The sequence below is a fragment of the Gordonia oleivorans genome (genome assembly GCF_040044975.1).
GTDB classification, from domain to species: Bacteria; Actinomycetota; Actinomycetes; order Mycobacteriales; family Mycobacteriaceae; genus Gordonia; species Gordonia oleivorans.
Genome location: NZ_JBDZDI010000017.1, coordinates 23397 through 46803 on the forward strand (window position 1 = coordinate 23397; position 23407 = coordinate 46803).

Genomic DNA, 23407 nt, shown 5'->3' on the forward strand with positions numbered 1-23407 from the left:
GACAGGATGGACGACGTGACCGTGTCGAATACCGCAACACCCGCCTCCGGACTCGACCTCGACTGGGTCGATGACGCCGTCCGCATCCAGGATGACCTGTTCAGCCACGTCAACGGCAAATGGCTGGCCTCGCACGTCATTCCCGAGGACCGCTCGGTCGACGGCGCCTTCCACGTCCTGCGCGACCGCGCCGAGGAGAACGTCCGCGACCTCATCACCGAGGCGGCCGCGGCGACACCACCGAGTGGCAGCGACGCCGCGAAGATCGGTGATCTCTACGGATCGTTCATGGACACCGACCACGTCGAGGCCCTCGGCATCGGGCCGATCACCGGCGAGTTGGAGAAGATCGCCGCCATCGCCGACACCACCGGGCTCGCGGCCCGGATCGGGCGGCTGCAGCGCCACGGCGTCGGCGGGCTGTTCGGTTTCTACGTCGACACCGATGCCCGGGCGTCGGATCGTTACCTGGTGCACGTGATGCAGTCCGGCCTCGGGCTGCCCGACGAGTCGTATTACCGCGACGACAAGCACGCCGAAACACGGCACGCATACCTCGCCCACATGGCACGGATGTTCACCCTGGCCGGCCTCGACGACCCCGAGGGCCGCGCGGCCACCGTCCTGCGGTTGGAGACGGCGATCGCCGGCCATCACTGGGATGTGGTGCGCCGGCGCGACGCGGAGTTGACCTACAACCTGATGACCCTCGACGAGTTCGGGGCGGCGGCGGCCGGATTCGACCTGCATGCGTGGTTCGGCGGACTCGGCACCGTGGGTGAAGCCACCTTCGCCGAGGTCGTTGTCGGGCAGCCGTCGTTCATCGCCGACGTCTCGACCCTCGTCGCCGAGTCCCCCCTGGAGGATTGGAAGACCTGGCTGACCTGGCGTCTGCTGCGCAGCGCGGCACCGTATCTGTCGTCGGCCTTCGTGGAGGAGAACTTCGACTTCTACGGCCGCACACTGACCGGAGCCGAGACCAACCGGGACCGCTGGAAGCGGGCCGTGGGTTTCGTCGAGGGCGCGATGGGGTTCGCCGTCGGAAAGCTCTACGTCGACAAGCACTTTCCACCCGAGGCCAAGGCCCGAATGGACGAACTCATCGCCAATCTCGTCGAGGCCTACCGCCGCAACATCTCCGATCTGGAGTGGATGACACCGGAAACCCGGCGCAAGGCACTGACCAAACTCGACAAGTTCACCCCGAAGATCGGCTACCCGGCCCGCTGGCGTGACTACAGCGCGCTGGCGGTCGATCGTGGTGATCTGATCGGCAACGTGGCCCGTGCGTCGTCGTTCGAGCAGGACCGCGAGTTCGCCAAGATCGGCGCGCCGGTCGACCGGGACGAGTGGTTCATGACCCCGCAGACCGTGAACGCCTACTACAACCCCGGCATGAACGAGATCGTCTTCCCGGCCGCGATCCTGCAGCCCCCGTTCTTCGACCCGGACGCCGACGACGCGGCCAACTACGGCGGCATCGGCGCGGTGATCGGTCACGAGATCGGACACGGCTTCGACGATCAGGGCGCCAAGTACGACGGCGACGGCAACCTCGTCAACTGGTGGAGCGACGACGATCGCAGCGAATTCTCCTCCCGGACAAGGAAACTGATCGAGCAGTACAACGATTTCACCCCCGACGGACTCGACGAGGAGTACAAGGTCAACGGCGAGTTCACCATCGGGGAGAACATCGGCGATCTCGGCGGCCTGTCGATCGCACTGGTCGCCTACCGACTCGCCACCGAGGGCACCGAACCCCCGGTGATCGACGGACTGACCGGCATCCAGCGGGTGTTCTTCAGCTGGGCGCAGATCTGGCGCACCAAAACCCGTGACGCCGAGGCGATTCGACGCCTGTCGATCGATCCGCATTCGCCGCCGGAGTTCCGGTGCAACGGCGTCATCCGCAACATCGACGCCTTCTACGAGGCGTTCGATGTCTCCGCCGGGGACGACCTCTATCTGCCGGACGACGAGCGTGTCCGAATCTGGTGAGCACACCCGGCGGATGGTGGGAAGCGTAGAGGTCTCCACCCGGGAGATGGTCGTAGCACTGCTGCGCCCGGTTGCGGCCGGAACGATCCTCCTGGTGGGCTACTTCCTGCTGCCGATCAACGCCGACAGTGACTTCAAGCTGATCGGATTTCTCTGCGGCTCACTGCTTCTCGTCGCTTTCGTGGGTTATGAGATCCGGCACTTCATGCACTCGAAGTACCCGGTGCCCACCGCCCTGGAGATGCTTGTCGCGGTCGCGACCTTCTACATCGTCGCCTTCGCGACGTTGTATTTCATGTTCTCCGACTACGACCACGGGAGCATGAACGAGAGGCTGAGCCGCGTCGACGCCCTCTACTTCAGCCTGACCGTGTTCACCACAACGGGTTTCGGGGACATCGCACCCGATTCGACGGGCGCCCGGATCGTCGTGTCCATCCAGATGATCAGCAGTTTCATCCTGCTGGGCCTCGGCATCCGCTTCCTCACCCTGCTCGTCGATTACCGGCGCAAGAAGGTCTAGACAGCACGGACACGTCGAGACCCTTTCCACCGGAAAGGGTCTCGACGTGTATTCAGAGACGGACGCGAACGGTGGCGACTCAGTAGTCGTCGTCGCCGTAGACGATCATGCCGCGAATGTTGCGGCCGGCCAGCATGTCGTCGTAGGCCTCGTTGATCTGATCGTGCCGGTAGGTGGTGGTGATCAGATCCGACAGGTTGAGCCGACCGGAACGATACTCGCGCAACAGGTTCGGAATCTGGATGCGCGGTCCGGTACCACCGAAGATGGCACCCTGGACCCGCTTCTGCAGCAGGGTGAGTTCGAAGAGGTTGAGCTTGACGTCCATGGACGAGAAGTTGCCCATGCCGGTGACGACGACCTGTCCCCCCTTGCCGGTGAGGCTCAGTGCGGGAGCGATGATGTCGCCGAAGATCTCACCGACGGTGATCACGGTGGTGTTGGCCATCTTGCCCCAGGTGATCTCACCGATCACCGGCAGCGCCTCGTCGATCGAGGCGAAGGTGTGTGTGGCACCGAGCTTTTCGGCCATCTGCAGCTTGAACGGCACCGGATCGATCGCGATGACGTGGCGCGCGCCGGCGGCCGCGGCACCCTGCACCGAGTTGATGCCGACGCCGCCGATGCCGATCACCACGACGGTGTCGCCGGTGTGGGTGTCACCGATCTCGACGGCCGATCCCCAGCCCGTCGCGACACCACAGCCGAGCAACGCGGCCTCGCGCAGCGGGATGTCGTCCTCGATCTTCACCAGCGACGCCTGGTTGACGGTGATGTACGGGGCGAACGTACCCAGCAGGCACATGGTGGTCAGTGGTGTGCCGTCGGAGGTGTGCACCCGATGGGTGTCATCGGCGATGGACAGCCCGGTCAGCAGGCGGGCACCCTCGTCGCAGATGTTCTGCAGGCCCGACGAGCAGGGTTCGCACACACCACACGCCGGGATGAAGGCGGTGACGACGTGATCCCCCTCCTTGAGACGGGTGACGCCCGGTCCCACCTTGGTGACGACACCGGCACCCTCATGGCCACCGAGAACCGGCATCGGTGCGGGAGAGTCGCCGGTACGGAGATGATGGTCGGAGTGACACAACCCGGATGCGGCCAGGCGGACCTGCACCTCGCCGGCCACCGGATCGCCGACCTCGATCTCCTCGATCTGCCACGGCTGTCCGGGCTCGCGCAGGATTGCACCTTTGGTCTTCATGGAGAGATACACCTTTCTCGGCACACCACGTGCCCCCACGACCCATCGTGGAACATCCATGCGGCCGACCGCATGGAAATGCGCATCTTTGCTCTGACACAACATCTTCGGCAGCCTCGCGACGTTCCCGATCCCGTCGCGCCGGTTCCACCCGTCGGCACACGTCGTGGGTTCGCGGAGACCACGAGAAGACCTGAACCATCCGGGAGCCGGACGGCTACGAAATGCCCGTTAGGGTCGGTACACGACCCCGAGTACATGCCGCCCAGGACACCGACCCCCGACACGCCGTCAGCCGACGACGGGCCCCGCCCGCCGTCGACCAGGAAAGGAACCCACCAATGGCGACGCCCGCGCCGTCTCACCCGTCCCCCACTCGGCGCCGGCTCCGCTGGTTGATCCCCGCGCTGTTGTTGCTGGCCTGGGTGATCATCGGCGGGATCACCGGGCCGTTCGCCGGCAAACTGTCGTCGGTCTCCACCAACGACAACAGCGCGTTCCTTCCCGCCTCCGCGGAGTCCACCCAGGTCAACGACGTCCTCGGTCAGTTCCAGGATACCAGTGAGGTGCCGGCGATCGTCGTCGCCGAACGCCGGTCGGGTGTCACCGACGCCGACCGCGAGTACCTCGCCTCGGCCACCGGGGCGTTCGCCGGCAAGCCCGGATTCGGTGCGGCGATGTCCCCCGCCATTCCGTCGCAGGACGGCCAAGCCCTCGTCGTGTACATGCCGATCTCCACCGCGGGCGAACCCGGCGACACCGTCGAGACCCTGCGCGACGGCCTGGAGAATCCACCGGCGGGGCTGACGGTCAAGGTCACCGGGCCGGCCGGACAGATCGCCGACCTGAGCGAGGCCTTCGCCGGCATCGACGGTTTGCTGCTCGTCGTCGCCGGGTCGGTGGTGATCCTGATCCTGATCGTCGTTTACCGCAGTCCGATCCTGCCGTTCGTCGTCGTCATCTCCGCAGTGTTCGCCCTCGCTCTGGCCTCCGGTGCGGTCTACCTGTTGGCCGAGAACGACATCCTGGAACTCAACGGTCAGAGTCAGGGCATCCTGTTCATCCTGGTCTTCGGCGCCGCCACCGACTACGCACTACTGTTGGTGTCCCGTTTCCGGGAGGAACTGACCCACACCGAGGACAAATATCTCGCGATCCGGCGGGCCTGGCGGGCCACCATCGAACCGGTCGGTGCGTCTGCCGGAACGGTCATCCTGGGCGTGTTGTGCCTGCTGTTCAGTGACCTCAACTCCAACCGCAGCCTCGGACCGGTGGCGGCGCTGGGTATCGTCGCCTCCTTCCTCGCGTCGATGACCTTCCTGCCCGCGGTCCTCGCCCTACTCGGCCGGGCGGCGTTCTGGCCGTACCGGCCGGCGCTGTCGACCACGAGCGCCGAGGACGACGACGAGTCCGGGGCGACGCATCGCTTCTGGCACACGATCGCCCAGAAGGTCGCCGCCCGGCCCCGCGCGATCTGGATCGGCACCCTCGTCGTGCTCTTGATCGGGGCGTCGTTCGCACCGCTGTTCCGCTCCGACGGCATCGCCCAGACCGACTACTTCCTCGGCACCGTCGACTCGGTGACCGGTGCGGAGATCCAGTCCCGCCACTTCGACGCCGGTAGCGGCACCCCCACCTGGATCATCACCGACGCCGACCAGGCCGACGAGGTGCTCGCGGCGGTCACCGCCACCGACGGTGTGGCCTCGGCCAGTGTGCTCACCGCCGACGGGACGCCCGTCGTCCGGGACGGCCGGGTGGCCGTGCAGGCGACGCTGTCGGACAACGCCGAATCGCTCGCCGCGCAGGACACCGTCGAGCGCATCCGCGACAAGGTGCATGCGATACCCGACGCGGATGCCAAGGTCGGCGGGACGACGGCGATCGACCTGGACACCCGCACCACCGCCATTCACGATCGCAACCTGATCATCCCGATCGTGCTGGTCGTCGTGTTCGCAGTCCTGGTGTTGCTGCTGCGCAGCCTCGTCGCGCCCGCCCTACTGCTGGCCACCACCGTGGTGTCGTTCGCCGCCACCCTCGGCGTCGCGGCCCTGTTGTTCAACGGGCCCTTCGGTTTTGCCGGTGCCGACCCGGTAGTGCCGCTGTTCGCCTTCGTCTTCCTGGTGGCCCTGGGAATCGACTACAACATCTTCCTGATGACGCGTGTACGCGAGGAATCGATCCGCCACGGCACCCGTGCCGGCGTCATCCGAGGTCTGACCTCCACCGGCGGTGTCATCACCTCGGCCGGCGTGGTCCTCGCGGCCACCTTCGCCGCGCTCGCGGTGATCCCACTGCTGTTCCTGGTCCAGGTCGCCTTCCTCGTCGCCTTCGGTGTCCTGCTGGACACCCTGGTGGTGCGGACGTTGCTGGTGCCGGCCCTCACCCTCGACATCGGACGGCGCATCTGGTGGCCAAGTGCGTTGTCACGCAAGGGCAATGACACCGACGACACCGACGAGGCAGCCGGTCGACGGGCTGCGGATATTTGATGTTTCCTTCTGCGTTACGCGGATCGGGCCACAACCGGCGGGTAACCGGATAGCGTCACCACCACCCGAGCAGGGAGAAGGTGGCCGACATGACCATTGCCGAACACCGCCCGACGATCCGCGAGGATTTCTCCTCGCTGCGTCGCGGCGGATTGAACTGGAACGCACTTCCATTGCGTCTCTTCGTGAAAGGCAACTCCCGATTCTGGGATCCGGCCGCCATCGACTTCCGCACGGACGCTCAGGACTGGGCCGAACTGACCGACGAGCAACGACGGTCGGCGACCTTCCTGGTCTCCCAGTTCGTTGCCGGCGAGGAGGCCGTCACCTCCGACATCCAGCCCTTCATGTCGGCGATGGCGGCCGAGGGGCGCTTCGGCGACGAGATGTACCTGTCGCAGTTCTGCTTCGAGGAGGCCAAGCACACCCAGGTGTTTCGGATGTGGATGGACGCCGTCGGCCTGACCGCCGACCTCAACTCCTTCGTCTCCAAGAACCCCTACTACCGACAACTGTTCTACGAGGAGTTGCCGCATTCCCTGCACCTGCTCGACGCCGATCCGTCACCGCTCAATCAGATCCGGGCCAGCGTCACCTACAACCACGTCGTCGAGGGATCGCTGGCGCTGACCGGCTACTACGCGTGGCACACCGTGTGCACGACCCACGACATCCTGCCCGGGATGCGCCGGCTGATCGGTTTCATCAGCGACGACGAGCGACGTCATATGGCGTGGGGCACCTTCACGTGTCGTCGTCACGTGGCCGCCGACGATTCCCTGTGGGAGGCCGTCACCACCCGTATGGGTGAGTTGATGCCGCTGGCGCTGGGCATGATCTCGTGGGTCAACGAGCAGTTCGACGAGCAGCCTTTCGGCCTCGACAACGACGTGTTCCTCTCCTACGCCGCCGACCGCGCGACCCGACGACTCAACGCGATCGAGTCGGCCCGTGGCCGCGACGTCGCCGAGATCGATCTGGACTACTCCCCCGCCGAACTCGAGGACCGGTTCGGTGAGGAGGATGCGGCGTCGATGGGGGCGTGAGGGCCGATCAGCCAGTCCCGACACCGACGCCGAGCTCGAGGACATCGGCACAGCGTGCCTCGATCAGTGCGCGCTGGTGACTCACCAGCACCATCGCCGCACCCCGATCGACGATCGACGCCAGGACCTCGATGACCACCCGCGCGGCCACCGGATCGAGCATGGCGGTCGGCTCATCGCAGAGGACGATGCTCGGCGACCCCACCACGAGCCTGCCCAGACACGCCCGCTGGAGTTGCCCGTCGCTGACCTCGGCGGGAAACCGATCGAGTAGCTCCCGATCGAGGCCCACCTCGTCGGCGACCTCCGCCACATCGATGTCCCGACCACCGATGGTTGCCGGTTCGGCGACGATCCGCCGCAATGTCCAGCGCGGGTTGGCGACCAGACGAGGATGCTGCGCGAGCATCCCGATCTCGCCGGGACGCCGATTCGGTTGTCCCACATAGTCGATGGCTCCGGCGCACAGCGGGACCAGTCCGGCCAGCGCCCGAAGCAGGGTGGTCTTTCCCGCTCCGGACGGTCCGCTGACCCCGGTCATCCGGCCCGAGCGCGCGGTCAACGACACATCGTCGAGTACCCGCACCCCCGCGAGTTCGACGCCGATGTTCTCCGCGCGCAGCAGGATCGCCGTGCTCACATCGTGGGCCACCGAGGCACCCCCTTCCTCATCGGACCGGCTCGAAGAAGGCACGAACGTAGGCGTCGTCGGCGGTCATGCAGTCATCGGGTGACTCGTGGGCCACCAACGCTCCTCGTCGCATGACCGCGATCGAGGAGCATCTCTCGGCGCGACGCAACGCATCCATGTCGTGCGTGATCACCAGCACCGCCGCACCATCGTCGGCGAGCTCACCCAACAGATCCCAGATCCCCTGTGCCAGAGCCGGGTCGAGGGCCGAGGTGGGTTCGTCGGCGACGATCACCGTGGGGCTGCCCGTGATCGCGGCGGCGACGGCCGCGCGTTGCGCCATCCCGCCGGACAATTCGTGCGGATAGCATCCCAGCGCGTCGGCGGGCAATCGGACGCGGTCACACAACTGCGCCGGGGTGCAGGTCGCGCGGTGGACCGAGATCACCTCTGCCAGTTGCGATTCGAGCGTTCTGACCGGGGTGAAGGAGGTGACCGGGGATTGCGGAACCAGCCCGACGTGCCGACCACGGAGATCCCGCCATCGCGGGTCACGCACCGACAGGACCTGATCGCCCACCCGGACCGTCCCGGTCACCGCCGAGCCCGGTGGGAGCAAACCCACCAGTGCGGAGGCGAGCATCGATTTGCCGCAGCCGGACTCGCCGATCAGTGCGGTGATCTCGCCGTGCCGCAACTCGATGCTCACCTCGTCGAGAACCCGCACCACGTGGGGCTGCCACCGTCGACGTCCGGTGATGTCGACGGTGAGACCCGCGACCGCAGCCGCGGATGCGGCACTGCGCGTGGCTGATTGGTGAGTCACCATCACCACACCCGCCCGGTCGGCGGACTGGTGACGCGCCGCAGCGACGATCCGGCCGCGGCACACGCGAGTGCCGTGACGATCAGCGCCAGGCCGGGAACCACCAGCGTCCACCACGCGCCGGTGAGGACGTCCCCCCGCGCCTGACCCAGCAGCGTGCCGAGACTGGCCTGGTCGGGCGAGAGTCCGACACCCAGAAACGACAGGGTCGTCTCGTGCCAGACCGCATGGGGCAACAGGATGGTCATGGCCACCAGCGCCTGACCGGTCACCGCGGGCAGCAGGTGGCGTCGGGCGATGAACCAGCGCGAGGCGCCGGTCAGGCGTGCGGTCTCGATCCAGCCGGCCCGCACGTTGTCGAGGAGTTCGGCTCGGACCACGCGCGCCACCGCGGGCCAGTGGGTGAGTCCGATCGAGGCGATGATCGCCACCGGATCGCCACGCCACATCGCGGCAATCACCACCCCCACCACCAGATGCGGCAGCGCGTTGACGCCGTCGACGACCCGCATCACCAGGGCGTCGAACCATCCGCCGATGGTCGCCGCGGCAAGCCCGACCACCAGTCCGATCACGGTGGCGACCACCGCACAGATGGCCGCGATCAGCAGCGAGATCCGTAGTCCTTGGGCGGTCCGGACACCGAGGTCATAGCCGGAGTGATCGCTGCCGAGCAGAAAACCGTCGCCCGGTGCGCGGAGGGCCGAGGCGAAGTCGGCCGACTGGGGTCCCGCGACGATCGGGATGAGAACGGCGCCCAGTGCTATCACCCCGAGAACCATCCACGGCCACGCGAATCCGAGGATGGCGGCGACGCGCGCCCATCGGGCCACCGACCGCGTGGGTGTCGATACCATACCGGTGACGCTCAGATCGGCGCTCATGCGGTCATTCCGATCCGCGGGTCGATCCACACCGCGGCCGCATCGGACAGCGCCGAACCGACCAGCACCAAGGCGGCCGAGCCCACCGACAGCGCAGCCAGCAACGAGAAGTCGAGTGCCACTGCCGAATCCACCAGAGCCTGCGCGAGTCCCGGCCATCCGAAGACGGTTTCGACGATCGCGGCACCGGCGATGAGTTCGGGAAGGCGGGTGCCGAGTAGTGCCAGTGTCGGTAGCACCGACATCGGCGCCACGTGTCCGCGCATCAGACGAATACCACCGATGCCGCGCGCCCGGGCCGCCCGCACCGCGTCGGAGTCGACCGCCTCGATCACCGAGGCTCGCATCGACAGCAACAGCCACGGAATCAAGGACACGGTCAGCGCGATGAAGGGGAGCACCGCGTGCGTCGCGATGCCCTCGAGGGTGTAGGGATCACCCGGCCGACGCGCGCCCGACGTCGGGAACCAGCCGAGTCCCACCGCGACCACACTGACCAGCAGCAGCGAGACCACGAACGGCGGGGTGGAGGCGAGAACGGCTGCCAGCGCCGCACATCCGCGATCGAGGAGTCCGCCGCGACGCATACCGATGACGGCGCCGAGCACGATCGAGATCACGGCCGCGGCCACCAGCGCCGCCAGTGACATCAGCAGCGTGAACGGCATCCGGGCGGCGAGCACGTCGACGACCGGCCGGGTCTGGGTCGACGACCATCCCAGGTCACCGTGGAACACCTCGCGCCACCATCCCCACCATGCCGAGATCGAACTCTCGTCGAGCCCATAGGCGTTGATCACGGCGTCTCGCTGCGACTGCGTCGCCGACTGGAATCGGTCGCCCAGGTAGGCGGTGAGCGGATCGAACGGCGACAGTGCCGCTATCCCGAAGATGCCCAACGACACCAGGATCAGGGTCGGGATCGCGATCAGCAGTCGTCGTCCCAGCAGCGTGAGGGCCGCTCGGCCACGAGATCGTTTCTGGCGTTGGACACGGGCCGGCATCGCCGGTTGCGGGGCTGCGACAGCGGTCCGGTCGTCAACCGAGGTCATGACGTCGGCGCTCCGCCACCCGTCCTCCACGACGGCAGATTCCACCACGGCCCCCACGACGCACCGTGCGAATGCGGCTCCAGGATCGGGGCGTCGTGTGTCCACTCGGCGCCACCCGGATTGCGGGAGGCGTAGGTGTGATGCAGGAAGGTCAGGAACACCGACGACGGCTGCGCCGCGTAGACGCGCTGGATCTCGCGGTAGCGCTCGGTATTCTCCGGCGACGGCGCACTCACCCGGGTTTCGTCAAGCAACTGATCGAGTCCGGGAGCCGTGAAATTGCCCGGGTTCGAGTACGGTGACGAGTCGGCGACCCGCGTGTGCAGGGTGTCATACACCTGCGAATCGATGCTGTACGGGGTCGATCCACCGCCGAGCAGCACGGCGTCCCGACCGAGTCTGGTGTCGATATCGTCCCAGCTCGTCCCGCGCGTATTCACCTCGATGCCAAGGCTTTTCATCTCTGTCGCGAAGGCAACCGCCAGGTCTCTGCGCAATGTGTCGGCGGCGTTGTAGAGCAGGGCGAACGACGCCCGGTTGCCGTCCTTGACACGAATTCCGTCGGCGCCGGGCACCCATCCGGCCCCCTCGAGGATGGCCGCGGCCTCGCCGGCGTCGAAGGTGAACGAGGCAGCAGCGTCGTAGGCGTCGCCGTAGACCGGGGCGATCGGGGTGCTCGCCGGCTCGCCGTTGCCGGCGAGGACATCGGTGACCATCGCCTCGCGATCGACGCCACGGTTCATCGCCAGGCGCGCCCGCGGATCCGAGGTGAAGGCATTGGCGGCCGGCAGCGAGACCGCCCGCCAGTCCGCCGATCGCCCCGCAACCACCTCGACACCGTCGCGATCACGCAGTGAATTGGCCAGCCGGGGAGGCAGATTGGCTCCGTCGACCTCGTCGGCGGTGACCCGCTGCGCACGGGTGTTGTCGTCGGGCACATAGCTGTAGACGATGCGCCTCAGTTGCGGTGTGCCGCCCCAATAGTCGTCACGGGCCACCAGGACCGCCTGATCCGGTGAGAGGGTGTCCAGCCGGTAGGGACCGGTGCCCACGGGGTTGGTGTTGAGCGTCCATTCCGCGGCCGGAGCATCCTGCACCTTCTCCGAGGGCACGATGCCCAGGAGCAGGTAGGGCGAGGGGTCGGCGGCCGTGCTCATCTGCACGGTCACCGCGAGCGGCCCGTCTTCGGTCATCTCGGCGATCGGGGCGGTGTCGGTGGAGATCTCGGAAGCCACCCGGGGATCACGCACCGCCCGGTAGGTCGCGACCACGTCGGCGGAATCGAAGGTGGTGCCATCGGAGAAGGTGACGCCCTCGCGCAGGGTGACCCGCCAACGGTTGGAGCCGTCGATGCGGATCGGCTCCGAATCCGCGAGCGACGGAACGAGATCGGGAACCCGATCATCAGAATCGGCCTGCGGACGGAGCAGGCCCTCATAGATCGGCGAGACCCCGAGCTGCCCGTAACCCATCATCGGACTGAAATCACCGAGCTCCTGACCTTCGGCCAGCACCAGCTGGTCGTCCGCCTGCCCCGAACCGCCCGAACAACCGGCGATCACCACCGCGACAGTCACGGCCGCTCCGACCACCGGCGTCACACGACGCAACATCGCACACCCCTACCCCTGATTGGACCATTTAGCTGATTACCTGAACATATGACTAGGTACTCAGCACAGTGTCCAATCCTCGCAATTCGGGCGCCCGATGGGAAGGCCGACGGCTCAAGACTGCCCACCCGGACAGGGCCTGGCCAAGAATTAGAACAGGTTCTAATCTGATGGGGTGGATGTCACCTTCGATGCGACCCGACGAGAACTCGCCACCGAGCAGGGCGTGCTGCGCTATCACTTCGCCGCACCCGGTGGTGACGACGACACGACCTCGCCACCGCTGATCCTGCTACACGGTTCCGGACCCGGGGTCACCGGCTGGCGCAACTACCGCGGCAACCTGGGCCGCTTCGCGCAGACGCACCGCTGCTACGTCGTCGAGTTCCCCGGTTTTGGCGTCAGCGATCCGGTCGAGGGTCATCCGGTACTCACCGCCGGCTCGTCGGTGATCCGCTTCATGGACGCCCTCGGCATCGAGCGGGCACCGATGATCGGCAACTCCATGGGCGGCGTCGTCGGCGTCAATCTCGCGATCAAGAAACCCGACCGCGTCGAGAAACTCGTGACCATCGGCGGCGTCGGCCCCAACGTCTTGAGCCCCAGCCCGAGCGAGGGCCTCCGCCTGCTGCAGGAGTTCACCGACGATCCGGACCGCGACAAGCTGGTGCGCTGGCTGAACTCGATGGTCTTCGACCGTTCGCTGGTGACCGAGGAGTTGATCGAGGAGCGCATGCAGGCCGCGATCCATCCGGACGCCCAGAAGACCGCCCAGATGATGTATGGCTCAGCAGCTTTCGAGATGCAGCAGAAGTTCCTGGCCGCCTCCGACACGCCGCCCTACTGGTCGATGATGCACAAGATCTCCTGCCCCACCCTGCTCACCTGGGGCCGCGACGACCGCGTCAGCCCGCCGGACATGGCGATGGTCCCGATGCGCCTCATCCCCGACGCACAACTGCACATCTTCCCGCGGTGCGGGCATTGGGTGATGATCGAGGCCAAAGCGGCCTTCGAGTCGACGGTGGCGGCGTTCTTGGCGGGGTGATCTGGTGCGGCGGGCGGAGGAAGCGCGTTGCCATGCCCGCCTGCCGCTCCGCACCGTGATTCTCGGCCGGGTGCTCAGCAGTTCCATACTCGTCTGCCGCATACTCGCCCGCATCGTCCTCCCAACCTTCGGCGGTCGCCAGAATTCGGCGATCGCCAGAAACTTCGGGGAATCGGCAACCCTTCCGACAAGCCCTCTCGGCGACGAGAACCATCCGCGCGTCGTGAACCATCCGCGCGTCGTGGCGCCTCCTCCGACCCTGTATCGCGCGGACGTTCCGACATGTCACTATTCCGCTCGATCCAGCCCGGTCGCAACGCCCTGCAACCCTGTCGTTCGATGTGACCCACGCCATACCCTGCGGTCGTACCCACCCGCCTGGGCACATCCCCTGGGCACATCCAAGGAGTTCATTCATGAGCAACGACAGCATGATTCGCCCGCTCAACGGAAAGGTCGCCCTGATCACCGGAGCCGGCCGCGGGATCGGCCGAGGGATCGCCCTACGCCTGGCCCGCGACGGCGCAGACGTCTGTCTCGTCGACCTCGGTGCCGACGGCATCGAGTCGGTCGCCGCGGAGGTCGGCGAGATCGGTTCCAAAGCAACCACGTTCGTCGCCGACGTCAGTAAGCGCGACGAGGTGTTCGCTGCTGTGGAGCACGCGTCCTCGGCGTTGAGCGGTCTCGACATCATGGTGAACAACGCCGGCATCGCGTTGGTTGCACCAATCGCCGAGTCGACCGAAGACCAGGTCACCACGTTGTGGAACGTCAACGTCAACGGGGTGCTGTGGGGAATCCAGGCGGCCGCCGCCAAGTTCATCGAACTCGACCGACCCGGGAAGATCATCAACGCCTCCTCCATCGCCGGCCACGACGGATTCCCGATGCTCGGCGTATACAGCGCAAGCAAATTCGCGGTGCGGGCGCTGACACAGGCGGCGGCCCGGGAACTCGCCGATAGGCAGATCACCGTCAACGCCTACTGCCCCGGCGTCGTCGGCACCGACATGTGGGTGGAGATCGATCAGCGTTTCGCCGACCTGACCGGCGCCGAGGTGGGTGCGACCTACGACAAGTTCGTCTCCGGTATCGCACTCGGCCGCGCCGAAACCCCGGATGACGTCGCGGGTTTCGTCTCGCATCTCGCCGGGCCGGATTCCGACTACATGACCGGCCAGGCCGGCCTGATCGACGGCGGTCTGGTGTTCCGCTGAACGCCGGGATCACCTCCCGCTCAGCCAAGTGCTTCCCGAGTACGCGGGAAGCAGACGAGTACGCAGAAAATTGATTGCGCGACCCGCCCCACCCTGGCAGAGTCTGTCCACGCACGAGGAAGCAGCCGGTCGCGGGGTACCGTCGATCATGTTCTGCGCGTTGTATTCTCGTGCCTCCATTTCAGGTATGGCTGCTGCTAACGGCTGAGGTTCGACTCCTCGACAGGCACCGCCCCCGGGATCTCGGGTGGCGTCGGTCTTGCGGTCCTGCGCGCGGTTCGCCGTGCGCGTGACCCCACCGGCGCGCCCGCCCGCGGGCGGTGTCAGCGGAGCCATCGACGAAGTGGGACAACCGAACACACCACAGACATGTGCGCCCACAACCGGAAGGAGGTCCGCCATGTCCCTGATTCCCAAGCTCGAGAAGATCCTCGTTCCCGTCGGCAACCGTGCCCTCGAATACCGCAACGGGCAACTGACGCGGACCCTCGCGCCCGGCAAGCACCTGCGGCGTCGTCACGCGACCTACAGCTGGGTCGATCTGCGTGAACAGGTGATCGCGGTGGCGACACAGGAGATCCTGACCGCCGACACCGTGTCGGTGCGCGTCTCGATGGCGTTGCGCGTCAACGTCGTCGACGCGGTCGCCTTCGTCGAGCGCAGTCGCGATCCGTGGTCGGCGATCTACCTCGCGGCCCAGATCGCGGTGCGTGAGGTGTGCGCGTCGATCACCGTCGAGGACCTCCTGCGTCGCGGCGGTGTCGTCGACGTCGACGCCATCCTCGGCGCCACGCGGTCGATCGCCGACGGCGTCGGCGTGACGGTGCACGAGGTGTTCGTCAAGGACATCATCGCACCAGCCGAGATCCGCTCGGCAGCTACCGAGTTGGTCACGGCGAAGGCTCGTGGTCTGGCCAAGCTGGAGACCGCGCGCGCCGAGACCGCGGCACTGCGCTCGCTGGCGAACGCCGGCCGACTGCTCGACGCCCACCCGGCATTGGCGCAGCTGCGCCTGGTACAGGAGGCGCCGTACGGCACGAAGGTGGTGCTGTCGGTGGGTGATTCCGCCACAACGCCCACCGAGCCGACCACCGAGGACTGACGAAACCGGGGGAAGAGTCATTCTTCCCCCGGTTCTCGGTTTGCTCCCCAGAAGTATCCGGGGAGCGAAAAGAAAAGTGGGGGAGGAATATTCCTCCCCCACTTTCAGAAGCAGGTCATCTCCGAGAGATCAGACTCAGTACTTCTCGCCCTTGGCGGCCTTCTCGACGAGCGAGGCCGGCGGCTCGAACTGGCTGCCGAACTTGGCGGCGAGCTCGCGGGAACGGTCGACGAAGCCCTGCAGGCCGCCGGAGTACTGGTTCATGTACTGGACGACACCGCCGGTCCACGCCGGGAAGCCGATCCCGAAGATCGAGCCGATGTTGGCGTCCGGCACCGAGGTGATGACGCCCTCCTCGATGCACTTGGCGGTCTCGAGCGCCTCGGCAAAGAGCATGCGCTCCTTCATGTCCTCGAGCGAGACCTTCTTGCTGCCGGACTTGAAGTGCTCACGCAGACCCGGCCACAGCTCGGTGCGCTTGCCGCTCTCGTCGTAGGAGTAGAAGCCCGCGCCTTCCTTCTTACCCGGACGACCCTGCTCGACGAGGTAGTCGATGACGTCGAAGGAGCCGTGATGCGGGAACTCCGTGCCCTCGGCCTCGGCGGCATCCTGACCCGACTTGCGGATCTTCTGCATCAGAACGAGATTCAGCTCGTCCGACAGCTGCAGCGGGGCGGCCGGGTAGCCGGCCTGGGTGCCCGCATGCTCGATGAACGCCGGCTCGATGCCCTCGCCGACGGCCGCGATGGCCTCGTTGATGAAGGTGCCGATCACGCGGCTGGTGAAGAAGCCGCGGCTGTCGTTGACCACGATCGGGGTCTTGCGGATCTGCAGGGTGTAGTCGATCACCTTGGCCAGCACCGCATCCGAGGTCTTCTCACCGCGGATGATCTCCACCAGCGGCATCTTGTCGACGGGCGAGAAGAAGTGGATGCCGATGAAGTCTTCCTGGCGCTTGACGCCCTGAGCGAGGATGGTGATCGGCAGGGTCGAGGTGTTCGAGCCGAGGATCGCGTCGGGTTCGACGATGTCCTCGATCTCCTGGAACACCTTGTTCTTGACCTCGACCGACTCGAACGCGGCCTCGATCACCAGGTCGACGCCCTTGAAGTCCTGGGGATCGACGGTCGGGGTGATCCGGGCGAGCAGGGCGTCACTCTTGTCCTGCGTGGTCTTACCGCGCGAGAGCGCCTTCGCCTCGAGCTTCTCCGCATAGCCCTTGCCGCGCTTGGCGGCCTCGATGTCGATGTCCTTGAGGACGACCTCGATACCGGCCTTGGCCGAGACGTAGGCGATCGCAGCGCCCATCATTCCGGCACCGATGACACCGACCTTCTTGGCGGTGTACTTCTCGATGCCCTCGGGCCGCGAACCACCGTTGTTGATGTGCTGCAGGTCGAAGAAGAACGCCTTGATCATGTTCTGCGCGACCTGGCCGGTGACCAGCGAGACGAAGTAGCGGGTCTCGATGATGTCGGCGGTGTCGACGTCGACGTAGGCGCCTTCGATGGCCGCGGCCAGGATGGCACGCGGAGCGGGCATGTTGGCGCCCTTGATCTGCTTGCGCAGCAACGCCGGGAAGGCGGGCAGGTTGGCCGCGACCGCCGGGTTGGTGACCGCGCCGCCGGGCATCTTGTAGCCCTTGACGTCCCACGGCTGCTGGGCCTCGGGGTTCGCGGCGATCCAGGCCTTGGCGGCCGGGACCAGTTCCTCGATCGAGCCGACGACCTCGTCGATCAGGCCCATCTCCTTGGCCTTGGTCGGATTGAGGCGCGGACCCTGCAAGAGCACGTTCATCAGCGCGTTCTGGAAGCCGAGCAGGCGCACGGTACGGACAACGCCACCGCCGCCGGGCAGCAGGCCGAGCGTGACCTCGGGCAGGCCGAGCTGATTACCCTTGACGTCCGCGGCGATGCGGTACTGGGTGTGCAGGGCGATCTCCAGGCCGCCGCCGAGAGCCGCGCCGTTGATGGCCGCGACCACCGGCTTGCCGAGGGTCTCCAGCCGGCGCAGCACCTTCTTCATGCCGTTGGTGCGTTCGGTGATCGCGGTGGCGATCTCCTCCTTGCTCTGCGTGCGCTCGGAGGTCATGTCCTTCAGGTCGCCGCCGGCGAAGAAGGTCTTCTTCGCCGAGGTGAGCACGACACCGGTGATGTCGTCCTTCTCGGCCTCAAGGCGATCGACGGTCTCGGCGATGGAGTCCATGAACGTCTGGTTCATGGTGTTGGCGCCCTGGCTCTTGTCGTCCATGGTGAGCAGGACAACGCCGTCGGCGTCCTTCTCCCAGGAAATCATGTTGTCACTCATGGTGTTTCGAAATTTCTTTCTGCTCGGAAGGTCAGAGACGCTCGATGATGGTCGCGACACCCATACCGCCACCGATGCACAGGGTGACCAGGCCGTAACGGCCGCCGGTGCGCTCGAGCTCGTCGAGGCAGGTACCCAGGATCATCGCGCCGGTCGCGCCGAGCGGGTGGCCCATGGCGATCGCGCCGCCGTTGACGTTGACCTTCTCGTGCGGGATCTTGAGGTCCTTCATCCACTTCATCACGACCGACGCGAACGCCTCGTTCAGCTCGAAGACGTCGATGTCGTCCACGGTCAGGCCGGCCTTCTTCAGAGCCAGCTCGGTCGCCGGGGTGGGGCCGGTGAGCATGATCGACGGCTCCGAGCCGACCTCGGCGAAGGAGACGATACGGCCGCGCGGGGTCAGACCGTTGCGCTTACCCGCGGCCTCGCTGCCGACCAGCACGATCGCGGCGCCGTCGACGATGCCGGAGCTGTTGCCGCCGGTGTGGACGTGGTTGATCTTCTCCAGGTCGGGGTAACGCTGCATGATGACGTCGTCGAACCCGGCCATCTCGGCGAGAGCGGCGAAGGCAGGCTTGAGCTTGCCGAGTGACTCGACAGTGGTGCCCGGGCGGCGGTGCTCGTCGTGGTCGAGCACGATGACACCGTTGATGTCACGTACCGGAACGACCGACTTGGCGAAGAACCCACTGGTCCATGCCTTCTCGGCACGATTCTGCGACTCCACGGCGAAGGCGTCGACGTCCTCACGGGAGAATCCCTCGATGGTGGCGATGGTGTCGGCACCGATGCCCTGCGGGGTGATGTAGTTGTCGTAGGCGGTGGCCGGGTCCATGAACAGGGCGCCGCCGTCGCTGCCCATCGGCACGCGCGACATCGACTCGACACCGCCGGCCATCACCAGGTCGTCGAAGCCCGAGGCGACCTTGGCGGCGGCCAGGTTGGTGGCCTCCAGACCCGAGGCGCAGAAGCGATCGATCTGAGTTCCCGGGACGGTCTCGGGCAGCCCGCTGTTGAGCGCGGCGGTACGGGCGATGACGCCACCCTGCTCGCCGACCGGGGACACGACGCCGAGGATCACGTCGTTGACGTCGGCGGGATCGAGGCTGCCGTGACGGGCCAGGACCTCGTTGATGATGCCGCTGGCCAAGTCGACCGGCTTGACGCTGTGCAGCGCTCCACCGCGCTGCTTGCCACGGGGCGTACGCAGCGCCTCGTAGATGAATGCTTGATCGGCCACGAGTGTGTTCCTTTCACATGAACCATCAGACGGTTACCCAGACAGGCTAACGCGGAATAACTTGTTTGACCATACCCCGAGGTCAAGACTTGATCTGATCCGGGGAACGTGCGCTATGGTCGATTCACCATGTCACCCTCCAGATCACCCCGACGCGCCCGCCCGGCCGACCGTAAGCAGCAGCTGGTCGACCACGCGGCGACGCTGTTCGCCGAGCGCGGCTACGCCCAGGTCTCGCTGGCCGACATCGCGCGCGCGGCCGGGGTGACCGCCCCGAGCGTGTACCGGCACTTCGCCGACAAACACGCGTTGCTCGCGGCCGCGGTGATGGGCGGCGTCGACGAACTCGAATCCTGCACCGACCGCGTCCTGGCCGACGACACTGCCACCCTCGACGATCTGATCTCGACGGTCTGCGCCCTCGGCGTCCGCAATCCCGCCTCGACGTCGCTGTGGCGTTCGGCAAGCCAGCATCTGCGCGACGACGAGAACCGTGAGGTGGTGCTGCGCATCCGCGGCGTGGTGCACCGATGGGCCGGTGTCCTCGCCACCACCACCGCGATACCCGAACGCGACGCCGTCGAGGTCTGCTGGGCGACGCTGTCGATCGTGGGCAGCCTCGGTGTGCACAGCACCCGGCTGTCCACCGCCCGCGCCCTGGCGAGCATCGAATCCCTTGTGCACCAACTGATCACCCTGCGCCCGGACACCGCACCACCGCTGGCAGCGCCACCCTCGATGGGCATCGGCGAGCGCACCCGACGCGACGAGATCCTCGACGCCGCGGCCGATCTGTTCGCCCGGCGGGGGTACACCGGAGTCGGCGTCGACGACATCGGCGCGGCCGTGGGGATCACCGGCCCGAGCGTGTACCGGCATTTCAGCTCCAAACTCGCCATCCTGCTCGGCATCGGTCAGCGCAGCGCCACCCGGCTGGAGGCCGGTGCGATGGCGGCCTACGGCACCACCTCCGATCCGGCGAAAATTCTTGCACTGCTGGTGGATTCGTACGTCGGCGTGATCACCTCCAGCCCGGATCTGTCGGTCGCGTTCAACAACTCCGCCGTCCTCGCCGGCCAGTCGAGCGCCAACGACCTCCTCGATGTGCAACGCCGCTACGTCGCGCGCTGGGTGGAACTGATGACCCAAACCCATCCCGACATCCCCCGCGAACAGGCCACGGTCGCCGTGCATGCCGCGCTGTCGATCGTCAACGACGCGGTCCGTGTGCGTCGCGGGACGTCGCGGCCCGAATTCCCGGGCCGGATGGCGTATCTGACGAAGGGCGTGTTGGGGATCTGAGGCTCGGCGCGAGTCCCGCATGCCGTCCCCGTGGGCTTGCTAAACTCACCCGCGACCACGACGACGGGAGACCGCCCACGATGAGTACCGCGGACGACGAGCCCCGCTACTCCCGCGACGAGCTGATCGACTACCTCGGCGTCTCCCCCGAGTACGCACAAAAACTGTGGAACGCTTTCGGTTTCGCTCATCGTCACACCGACGACAAGATCTTCACCGAGAACGAGGCCGCGGCGCTACGGCTGTTCGCGAGCTCCGAGGAGACCCTGCCCGAGGGCGCCCAGATCGCCACCGCGCGGGCGATCGGCCAGACGATGGCACGCCTGACCGATTGGCAGGCCGATCAACTCCTCGAGCTCGACCGCAACCCCGATGTCCCGTGGTCGCAGGAGCAGATGATCACGGCGATGGACGCGATCCAGCGCCTCATCTGGCGACGCCATCTGAAGCTCGCGCTCGAGGCCGACATCGCACGCGAGTCCGACGAGGAACTCGACCTCGTCGTCGGCTTCGTCGACATCGTCGGCTACACCAGCCTGTCCCGCCGCATCGGGATGAGTGAGCTCGAGAAGCTCCTCGAGACCTTCGAGTCCCGAGTGTTCGACATCGTCACCGATCGTGACGGTCACGTCATCAAGACCCTCGGGGACGCGGTGATGTTCAGCTTCTCCGGCGGCGTCGACGCCGCCGACGCCGCGCTGGAGATCCAGAAGCTCAGCGACCACGACCCCATTCCCCCGTTGCGGGTCGGGTTGGCCAAGGGGGCCGTCCTGACCCGTCTCGGCGATCTGTTCGGCGAGCCGGTGAACATCGCTGCGCGGCTGTGCGGTTCGGCCCGCCCCGGTACCGTGCTGGTCGACGAGGCACTCGCCGGGCACCTCGTCGACGCCGAGCCGTTCTATCTGAAATCGATGTCGTCGCTGTCGGTCCGCGGATACCGTCGCCTCAAGGCATATGTGTTGGAGGCCAACAAGTATTACTCACCGGACGGTTCCGCGAAGCCCGGCCCGGTCGCCGGTGACGCACCCACCGCGCCGTAGACCCGCACCTCGGTCGCCTTCACCGTCAGGTACACCGGCGCGCCGGGCCCGAGGCCCAGTTCGGCAACCGACTCCCAGGTGACCTCCGCGGCGATGACGTGCCCGTCGCACCGTGCACGGACCACCGCCCGATCACCGCGCGGTGCGACCTCGTCGATCTCCGCGCGCCAGGTGTTGCGCGGACTCCCGTGTGGTTCGTGCGGATACAGCGCCACCGCGCGGGGGGAGAACGCGGCGGCCGCGGGAGAACCGGCGTCGAGGTCATCGATCGCGGTGCCGACCACTCGCAAACCCTCTGCGCCGACGACGGTGGCCGGCTCGGTGAACCGTCCGGTCACCAGGTTGACGCCGGACAGGGTTGCGGCGAAATGTGTTTCGGGATGAGCGAGGACCGTCGTCGTCGGCCCGGATTGCACGATCGCGCCGTGATCGATGACCGCCAGCCGATCGGCCAGACCGACGGCATCGACGAGATCATGGGTGACCAGCAGCGTCGCTCCCGCCCGTTCGGCGAGCAGCCCTCGCATGAGTGATCGCATCTGTTGGGCCACATCGACATCCAATGCGGCGAACGGCTCGTCGAGGAGGAGCACGTCGGGTTCGGTGGCCAGTGCCCGCGCGATCGCGACGCGTTGTGCCTGTCCCCCGGACAATCCGGCGGGCATGCGGTCGGCCAGGTCGGCGACGCCGACCGCCGTCATCCACCGCCGTGCCCGCTCCCGCACGGCCGGTTTCGGTAATCCCCGTGCCGCCGGACCGAATTCGACGTTACGACACACCGACAGGTGCGGGAACAACCGGGCCTTCTGCTCCAGCAGCACCACGTTACGGCGATGCGGCGCGACAAACACACCGTCGCCCTGCAGGATGCGATCGCCGAAGGACACCGTGGAGCCGGGGGTGCGGCGCAATCCGGCCAGCACCGACAGCAACGTCGATTTCCCGGCGCCATTCGGTCCGAGGACACCGAGCGTGGTTCCGGGAGCCACCTCGATGTCGGCGGTCAGATGCGGGATATCGCAGCGCACTCGGGCCCGAAGAACCGGCCCGGTACCATCGGGATCATCTGAGCTGAAATCCTTCTCGCTCACGCGAATCGCCCCGATCCGCGTCGCAGGTGAACCCCGATCACCACAAGCAACGCCACCACCATCAACACCAGCGCCAGCGGCAGCGCCTCGAGCGGGTCGTTGATCGAGTCGAGGTAGATCTTCAACGGCGCGGTCTGCGTGGTTCCCGGCAGGTTGCCCGCGAAGGTGATGGTGGCCCCGAACTCGCCGAGGGCACGGGCGAAGGCGAGCACACCGCCGGCGATCAGCGCCGGCACCACCAAGGGCAACGTCACCCGCCACAGGGTTCTCGTCGGCGAGGCCCCCAGCGTGGCGGCGACCTTCTCGAAATCGTCGCCGGCACTGCGTAATGCGCCCTCCACACTGATCACCAGGAAGGGCAGCGAGACGAAGGTCTGGGCGATGACGACGGCGGGTGTGGTGAAGGCGATGGTGATCCCGGCCCGGTCGAGGTACTGCCCGACGAGTCCGTATCGGCCCAGCGCATAGAGCAGCGCGATACCACCGACGACCGGCGGTAACACCAACGGCAGCAACACCAGGGCGCGGACGATGCGCACCACCATCGAGTCATATCGGGCGAACACGATGGCCATCGGCACCCCGAGGCAGACACAGATGATCGTGCTGATCACCGCGGTGACGACGCCGAGCCGCAGCGCCGCAAGCGAATCCGGCGAGGTGACCGACTCCCAGAAGATTCCCCATGGCATCCGCACGATGATCGCGATCGGTCCGATGAGGATCAGTCCGACACCGAGGAGTGCCGGAAGGTGAATCCAGACGGGAACGCGACGCAC

General features: G+C 66.7%; 19 protein-coding genes. 9 read left to right on the forward strand and 10 right to left on the reverse strand.

What is annotated here, in order from left to right:
* Window positions 1–6 precede the first annotated feature (6 nt).
* Entirely contained in the window at window positions 7–2001 is a 1995-nt protein-coding gene (locus ABLE92_RS19670) for a M13 family metallopeptidase (protein ID WP_348806475.1), read from the forward strand.
* 13 nt (window positions 2002–2014) lie between these two features.
* The gene (locus tag ABLE92_RS19675) at window positions 2015–2524 is read left to right on the forward strand and encodes a potassium channel family protein (protein WP_348806476.1); all 510 of its coding nucleotides are present in this window, start codon (window positions 2015–2017) and stop codon (window positions 2522–2524) included.
* A gap of 79 nt (window positions 2525–2603) precedes the next feature.
* On the opposite strand, the gene ABLE92_RS19680 is transcribed toward ABLE92_RS19675, so the two are convergent.
* Window positions 2604–3731: an NDMA-dependent alcohol dehydrogenase gene (locus ABLE92_RS19680; RefSeq protein ID WP_348806477.1), complete on the reverse strand. Its 1128-nt coding sequence runs from the start codon at window positions 3729–3731 to the stop codon at window positions 2604–2606.
* Window positions 3732–4072: 341 nt separating this feature from the next.
* Here ABLE92_RS19680 and ABLE92_RS19685 point away from each other — a divergent pair, with 341 nt between their 5' ends.
* Both ABLE92_RS19685 and ABLE92_RS19690 read left to right on the forward strand, forming a co-directional pair.
* Window positions 4073–6226, forward strand: a complete 2154-nt coding sequence (locus tag ABLE92_RS19685; RefSeq protein ID WP_348806478.1) for an MMPL family transporter — start codon at window positions 4073–4075, stop codon at window positions 6224–6226.
* An 89-nt stretch (window positions 6227–6315) separates the two neighbouring features.
* Complete coding sequence (locus tag ABLE92_RS19690) at window positions 6316–7272, forward strand: R2-like ligand-binding oxidase (RefSeq protein WP_348806479.1); 957 nt, start codon at window positions 6316–6318, stop codon at window positions 7270–7272.
* Between the two features lie 7 nt (window positions 7273–7279).
* Here ABLE92_RS19690 and ABLE92_RS19695 read toward each other — a convergent pair whose 3' ends face one another.
* The 5 genes from ABLE92_RS19695 to ABLE92_RS19715 form a co-directional block, all read right to left on the reverse strand.
* Entirely contained in the window at window positions 7280–7924 is a 645-nt protein-coding gene (locus tag ABLE92_RS19695; RefSeq protein WP_425476157.1) for an ABC transporter ATP-binding protein, read from the reverse strand.
* Between the two features lie 16 nt (window positions 7925–7940).
* Window positions 7941–8732 (reverse strand): ATP-binding cassette domain-containing protein, encoded by a 792-nt coding sequence (locus ABLE92_RS19700; RefSeq protein ID WP_348806480.1) that lies wholly within the window; start codon window positions 8730–8732, stop codon window positions 7941–7943.
* Window positions 8732–9511 (reverse strand): ABC transporter permease, encoded by a 780-nt coding sequence (locus ABLE92_RS19705; protein WP_348806549.1) that lies wholly within the window; start codon window positions 9509–9511, stop codon window positions 8732–8734. The genes ABLE92_RS19700 and ABLE92_RS19705 overlap by 1 nt, the downstream gene beginning before the upstream one ends.
* 98 nt (window positions 9512–9609) lie before the next feature.
* The gene (locus ABLE92_RS19710) at window positions 9610–10617 is read right to left on the reverse strand and encodes an ABC transporter permease (protein ID WP_348806550.1); all 1008 of its coding nucleotides are present in this window, start codon (window positions 10615–10617) and stop codon (window positions 9610–9612) included.
* A gap of 44 nt (window positions 10618–10661) precedes the next feature.
* Complete coding sequence (locus ABLE92_RS19715) at window positions 10662–12278, reverse strand: ABC transporter substrate-binding protein (RefSeq protein WP_348806481.1); 1617 nt, start codon at window positions 12276–12278, stop codon at window positions 10662–10664.
* Window positions 12279–12453: 175 nt separating this feature from the next.
* Here ABLE92_RS19715 and ABLE92_RS19720 point away from each other — a divergent pair, with 175 nt between their 5' ends.
* The 3 genes from ABLE92_RS19720 to ABLE92_RS19730 all read left to right on the forward strand — a co-directional run bounded on the left by ABLE92_RS19720 (window position 12454) and on the right by ABLE92_RS19730 (window position 15645).
* The gene (locus tag ABLE92_RS19720) at window positions 12454–13326 is read left to right on the forward strand and encodes an alpha/beta fold hydrolase (RefSeq protein ID WP_348806482.1); all 873 of its coding nucleotides are present in this window, start codon (window positions 12454–12456) and stop codon (window positions 13324–13326) included.
* Between the two features lie 416 nt (window positions 13327–13742).
* The gene (locus ABLE92_RS19725; protein ID WP_348806483.1) at window positions 13743–14543 is read left to right on the forward strand and encodes an acetoin reductase; all 801 of its coding nucleotides are present in this window, start codon (window positions 13743–13745) and stop codon (window positions 14541–14543) included.
* Window positions 14544–14943: 400 nt separating this feature from the next.
* The gene (locus ABLE92_RS19730) at window positions 14944–15645 is read left to right on the forward strand and encodes a slipin family protein (protein WP_348806484.1); all 702 of its coding nucleotides are present in this window, start codon (window positions 14944–14946) and stop codon (window positions 15643–15645) included.
* 135 nt (window positions 15646–15780) lie between these two features.
* Here the strand turns inward: ABLE92_RS19730 and ABLE92_RS19735 are convergent, their stop codons facing one another.
* Complete coding sequence (locus tag ABLE92_RS19735) at window positions 15781–17952, reverse strand: 3-hydroxyacyl-CoA dehydrogenase NAD-binding domain-containing protein (protein WP_348806485.1); 2172 nt, start codon at window positions 17950–17952, stop codon at window positions 15781–15783.
* Between the two features lie 31 nt (window positions 17953–17983).
* Complete coding sequence (locus tag ABLE92_RS19740) at window positions 17984–19195, reverse strand: acetyl-CoA C-acetyltransferase (protein ID WP_348806486.1); 1212 nt, start codon at window positions 19193–19195, stop codon at window positions 17984–17986.
* 129 nt (window positions 19196–19324) lie between these two features.
* Here ABLE92_RS19740 and ABLE92_RS19745 point away from each other — a divergent pair, with 129 nt between their 5' ends.
* On the forward strand, window positions 19325–20497 hold the full coding sequence (locus ABLE92_RS19745; RefSeq protein WP_348806487.1) for a TetR/AcrR family transcriptional regulator: 1173 nt from the start codon (window positions 19325–19327) through the stop codon (window positions 20495–20497).
* A gap of 80 nt (window positions 20498–20577) precedes the next feature.
* Complete coding sequence (locus ABLE92_RS19750; RefSeq protein WP_348806488.1) at window positions 20578–21537, forward strand: adenylate/guanylate cyclase domain-containing protein; 960 nt, start codon at window positions 20578–20580, stop codon at window positions 21535–21537.
* On the opposite strand, the gene ABLE92_RS19755 is transcribed toward ABLE92_RS19750, so the two are convergent.
* Window positions 21474–22628 (reverse strand): sulfate/molybdate ABC transporter ATP-binding protein, encoded by a 1155-nt coding sequence (locus ABLE92_RS19755; RefSeq protein WP_348806489.1) that lies wholly within the window; start codon window positions 22626–22628, stop codon window positions 21474–21476. The genes ABLE92_RS19750 and ABLE92_RS19755 overlap by 64 nt on opposite strands.
* Window positions 22625–23407 carry an ABC transporter permease gene (locus ABLE92_RS19760; protein WP_348806490.1) on the reverse strand — a complete coding sequence of 261 codons (783 nt, stop codon included), beginning with the start codon at window positions 23405–23407 and terminating at the stop codon, window positions 22625–22627. The genes ABLE92_RS19755 and ABLE92_RS19760 overlap by 4 nt, the downstream gene beginning before the upstream one ends.

Excerpts from the sequence above, each read along its gene's own strand:
- ABLE92_RS19715 (WP_348806481.1), bottom strand. The coding sequence starts at position 12,278 with ATGTTGCGTCGTGTGACGCCGGTGGTCGGAGCGGCCGTGACTGTCGCG.
- ABLE92_RS19730 (WP_348806484.1), top strand. The coding sequence starts at position 14,944 with ATGTCCCTGATTCCCAAGCTCGAGAAGATCCTCGTTCCCGTCGGCAAC.
- ABLE92_RS19710 (WP_348806550.1), bottom strand. The coding sequence starts at position 10,617 with ATGCCGGCCCGTGTCCAACGCCAGAAACGATCTCGTGGCCGAGCGGCC.
- ABLE92_RS19690 (WP_348806479.1), top strand. The coding sequence starts at position 6,316 with ATGACCATTGCCGAACACCGCCCGACGATCCGCGAGGATTTCTCCTCG.
- ABLE92_RS19670 (WP_348806475.1), top strand. The coding sequence starts at position 7 with ATGGACGACGTGACCGTGTCGAATACCGCAACACCCGCCTCCGGACTC.
- ABLE92_RS19705 (WP_348806549.1), bottom strand. The coding sequence starts at position 9,511 with ATGGTTCTCGGGGTGATAGCACTGGGCGCCGTTCTCATCCCGATCGTC.
- ABLE92_RS19745 (WP_348806487.1), top strand. The coding sequence starts at position 19,325 with ATGTCACCCTCCAGATCACCCCGACGCGCCCGCCCGGCCGACCGTAAG.
- ABLE92_RS19680 (WP_348806477.1), bottom strand. The coding sequence starts at position 3,731 with ATGAAGACCAAAGGTGCAATCCTGCGCGAGCCCGGACAGCCGTGGCAG.
- ABLE92_RS19685 (WP_348806478.1), top strand. The coding sequence starts at position 4,073 with ATGGCGACGCCCGCGCCGTCTCACCCGTCCCCCACTCGGCGCCGGCTC.
- ABLE92_RS19675 (WP_348806476.1), top strand. The coding sequence starts at position 2,015 with ATGGTGGGAAGCGTAGAGGTCTCCACCCGGGAGATGGTCGTAGCACTG.
- ABLE92_RS19750 (WP_348806488.1), top strand. The coding sequence starts at position 20,578 with ATGAGTACCGCGGACGACGAGCCCCGCTACTCCCGCGACGAGCTGATC.
- ABLE92_RS19725 (WP_348806483.1), top strand. The coding sequence starts at position 13,743 with ATGAGCAACGACAGCATGATTCGCCCGCTCAACGGAAAGGTCGCCCTG.
- ABLE92_RS19700 (WP_348806480.1), bottom strand. The coding sequence starts at position 8,732 with ATGGTGACTCACCAATCAGCCACGCGCAGTGCCGCATCCGCGGCTGCG.
- ABLE92_RS19735 (WP_348806485.1), bottom strand. The coding sequence starts at position 17,952 with ATGAGTGACAACATGATTTCCTGGGAGAAGGACGCCGACGGCGTTGTC.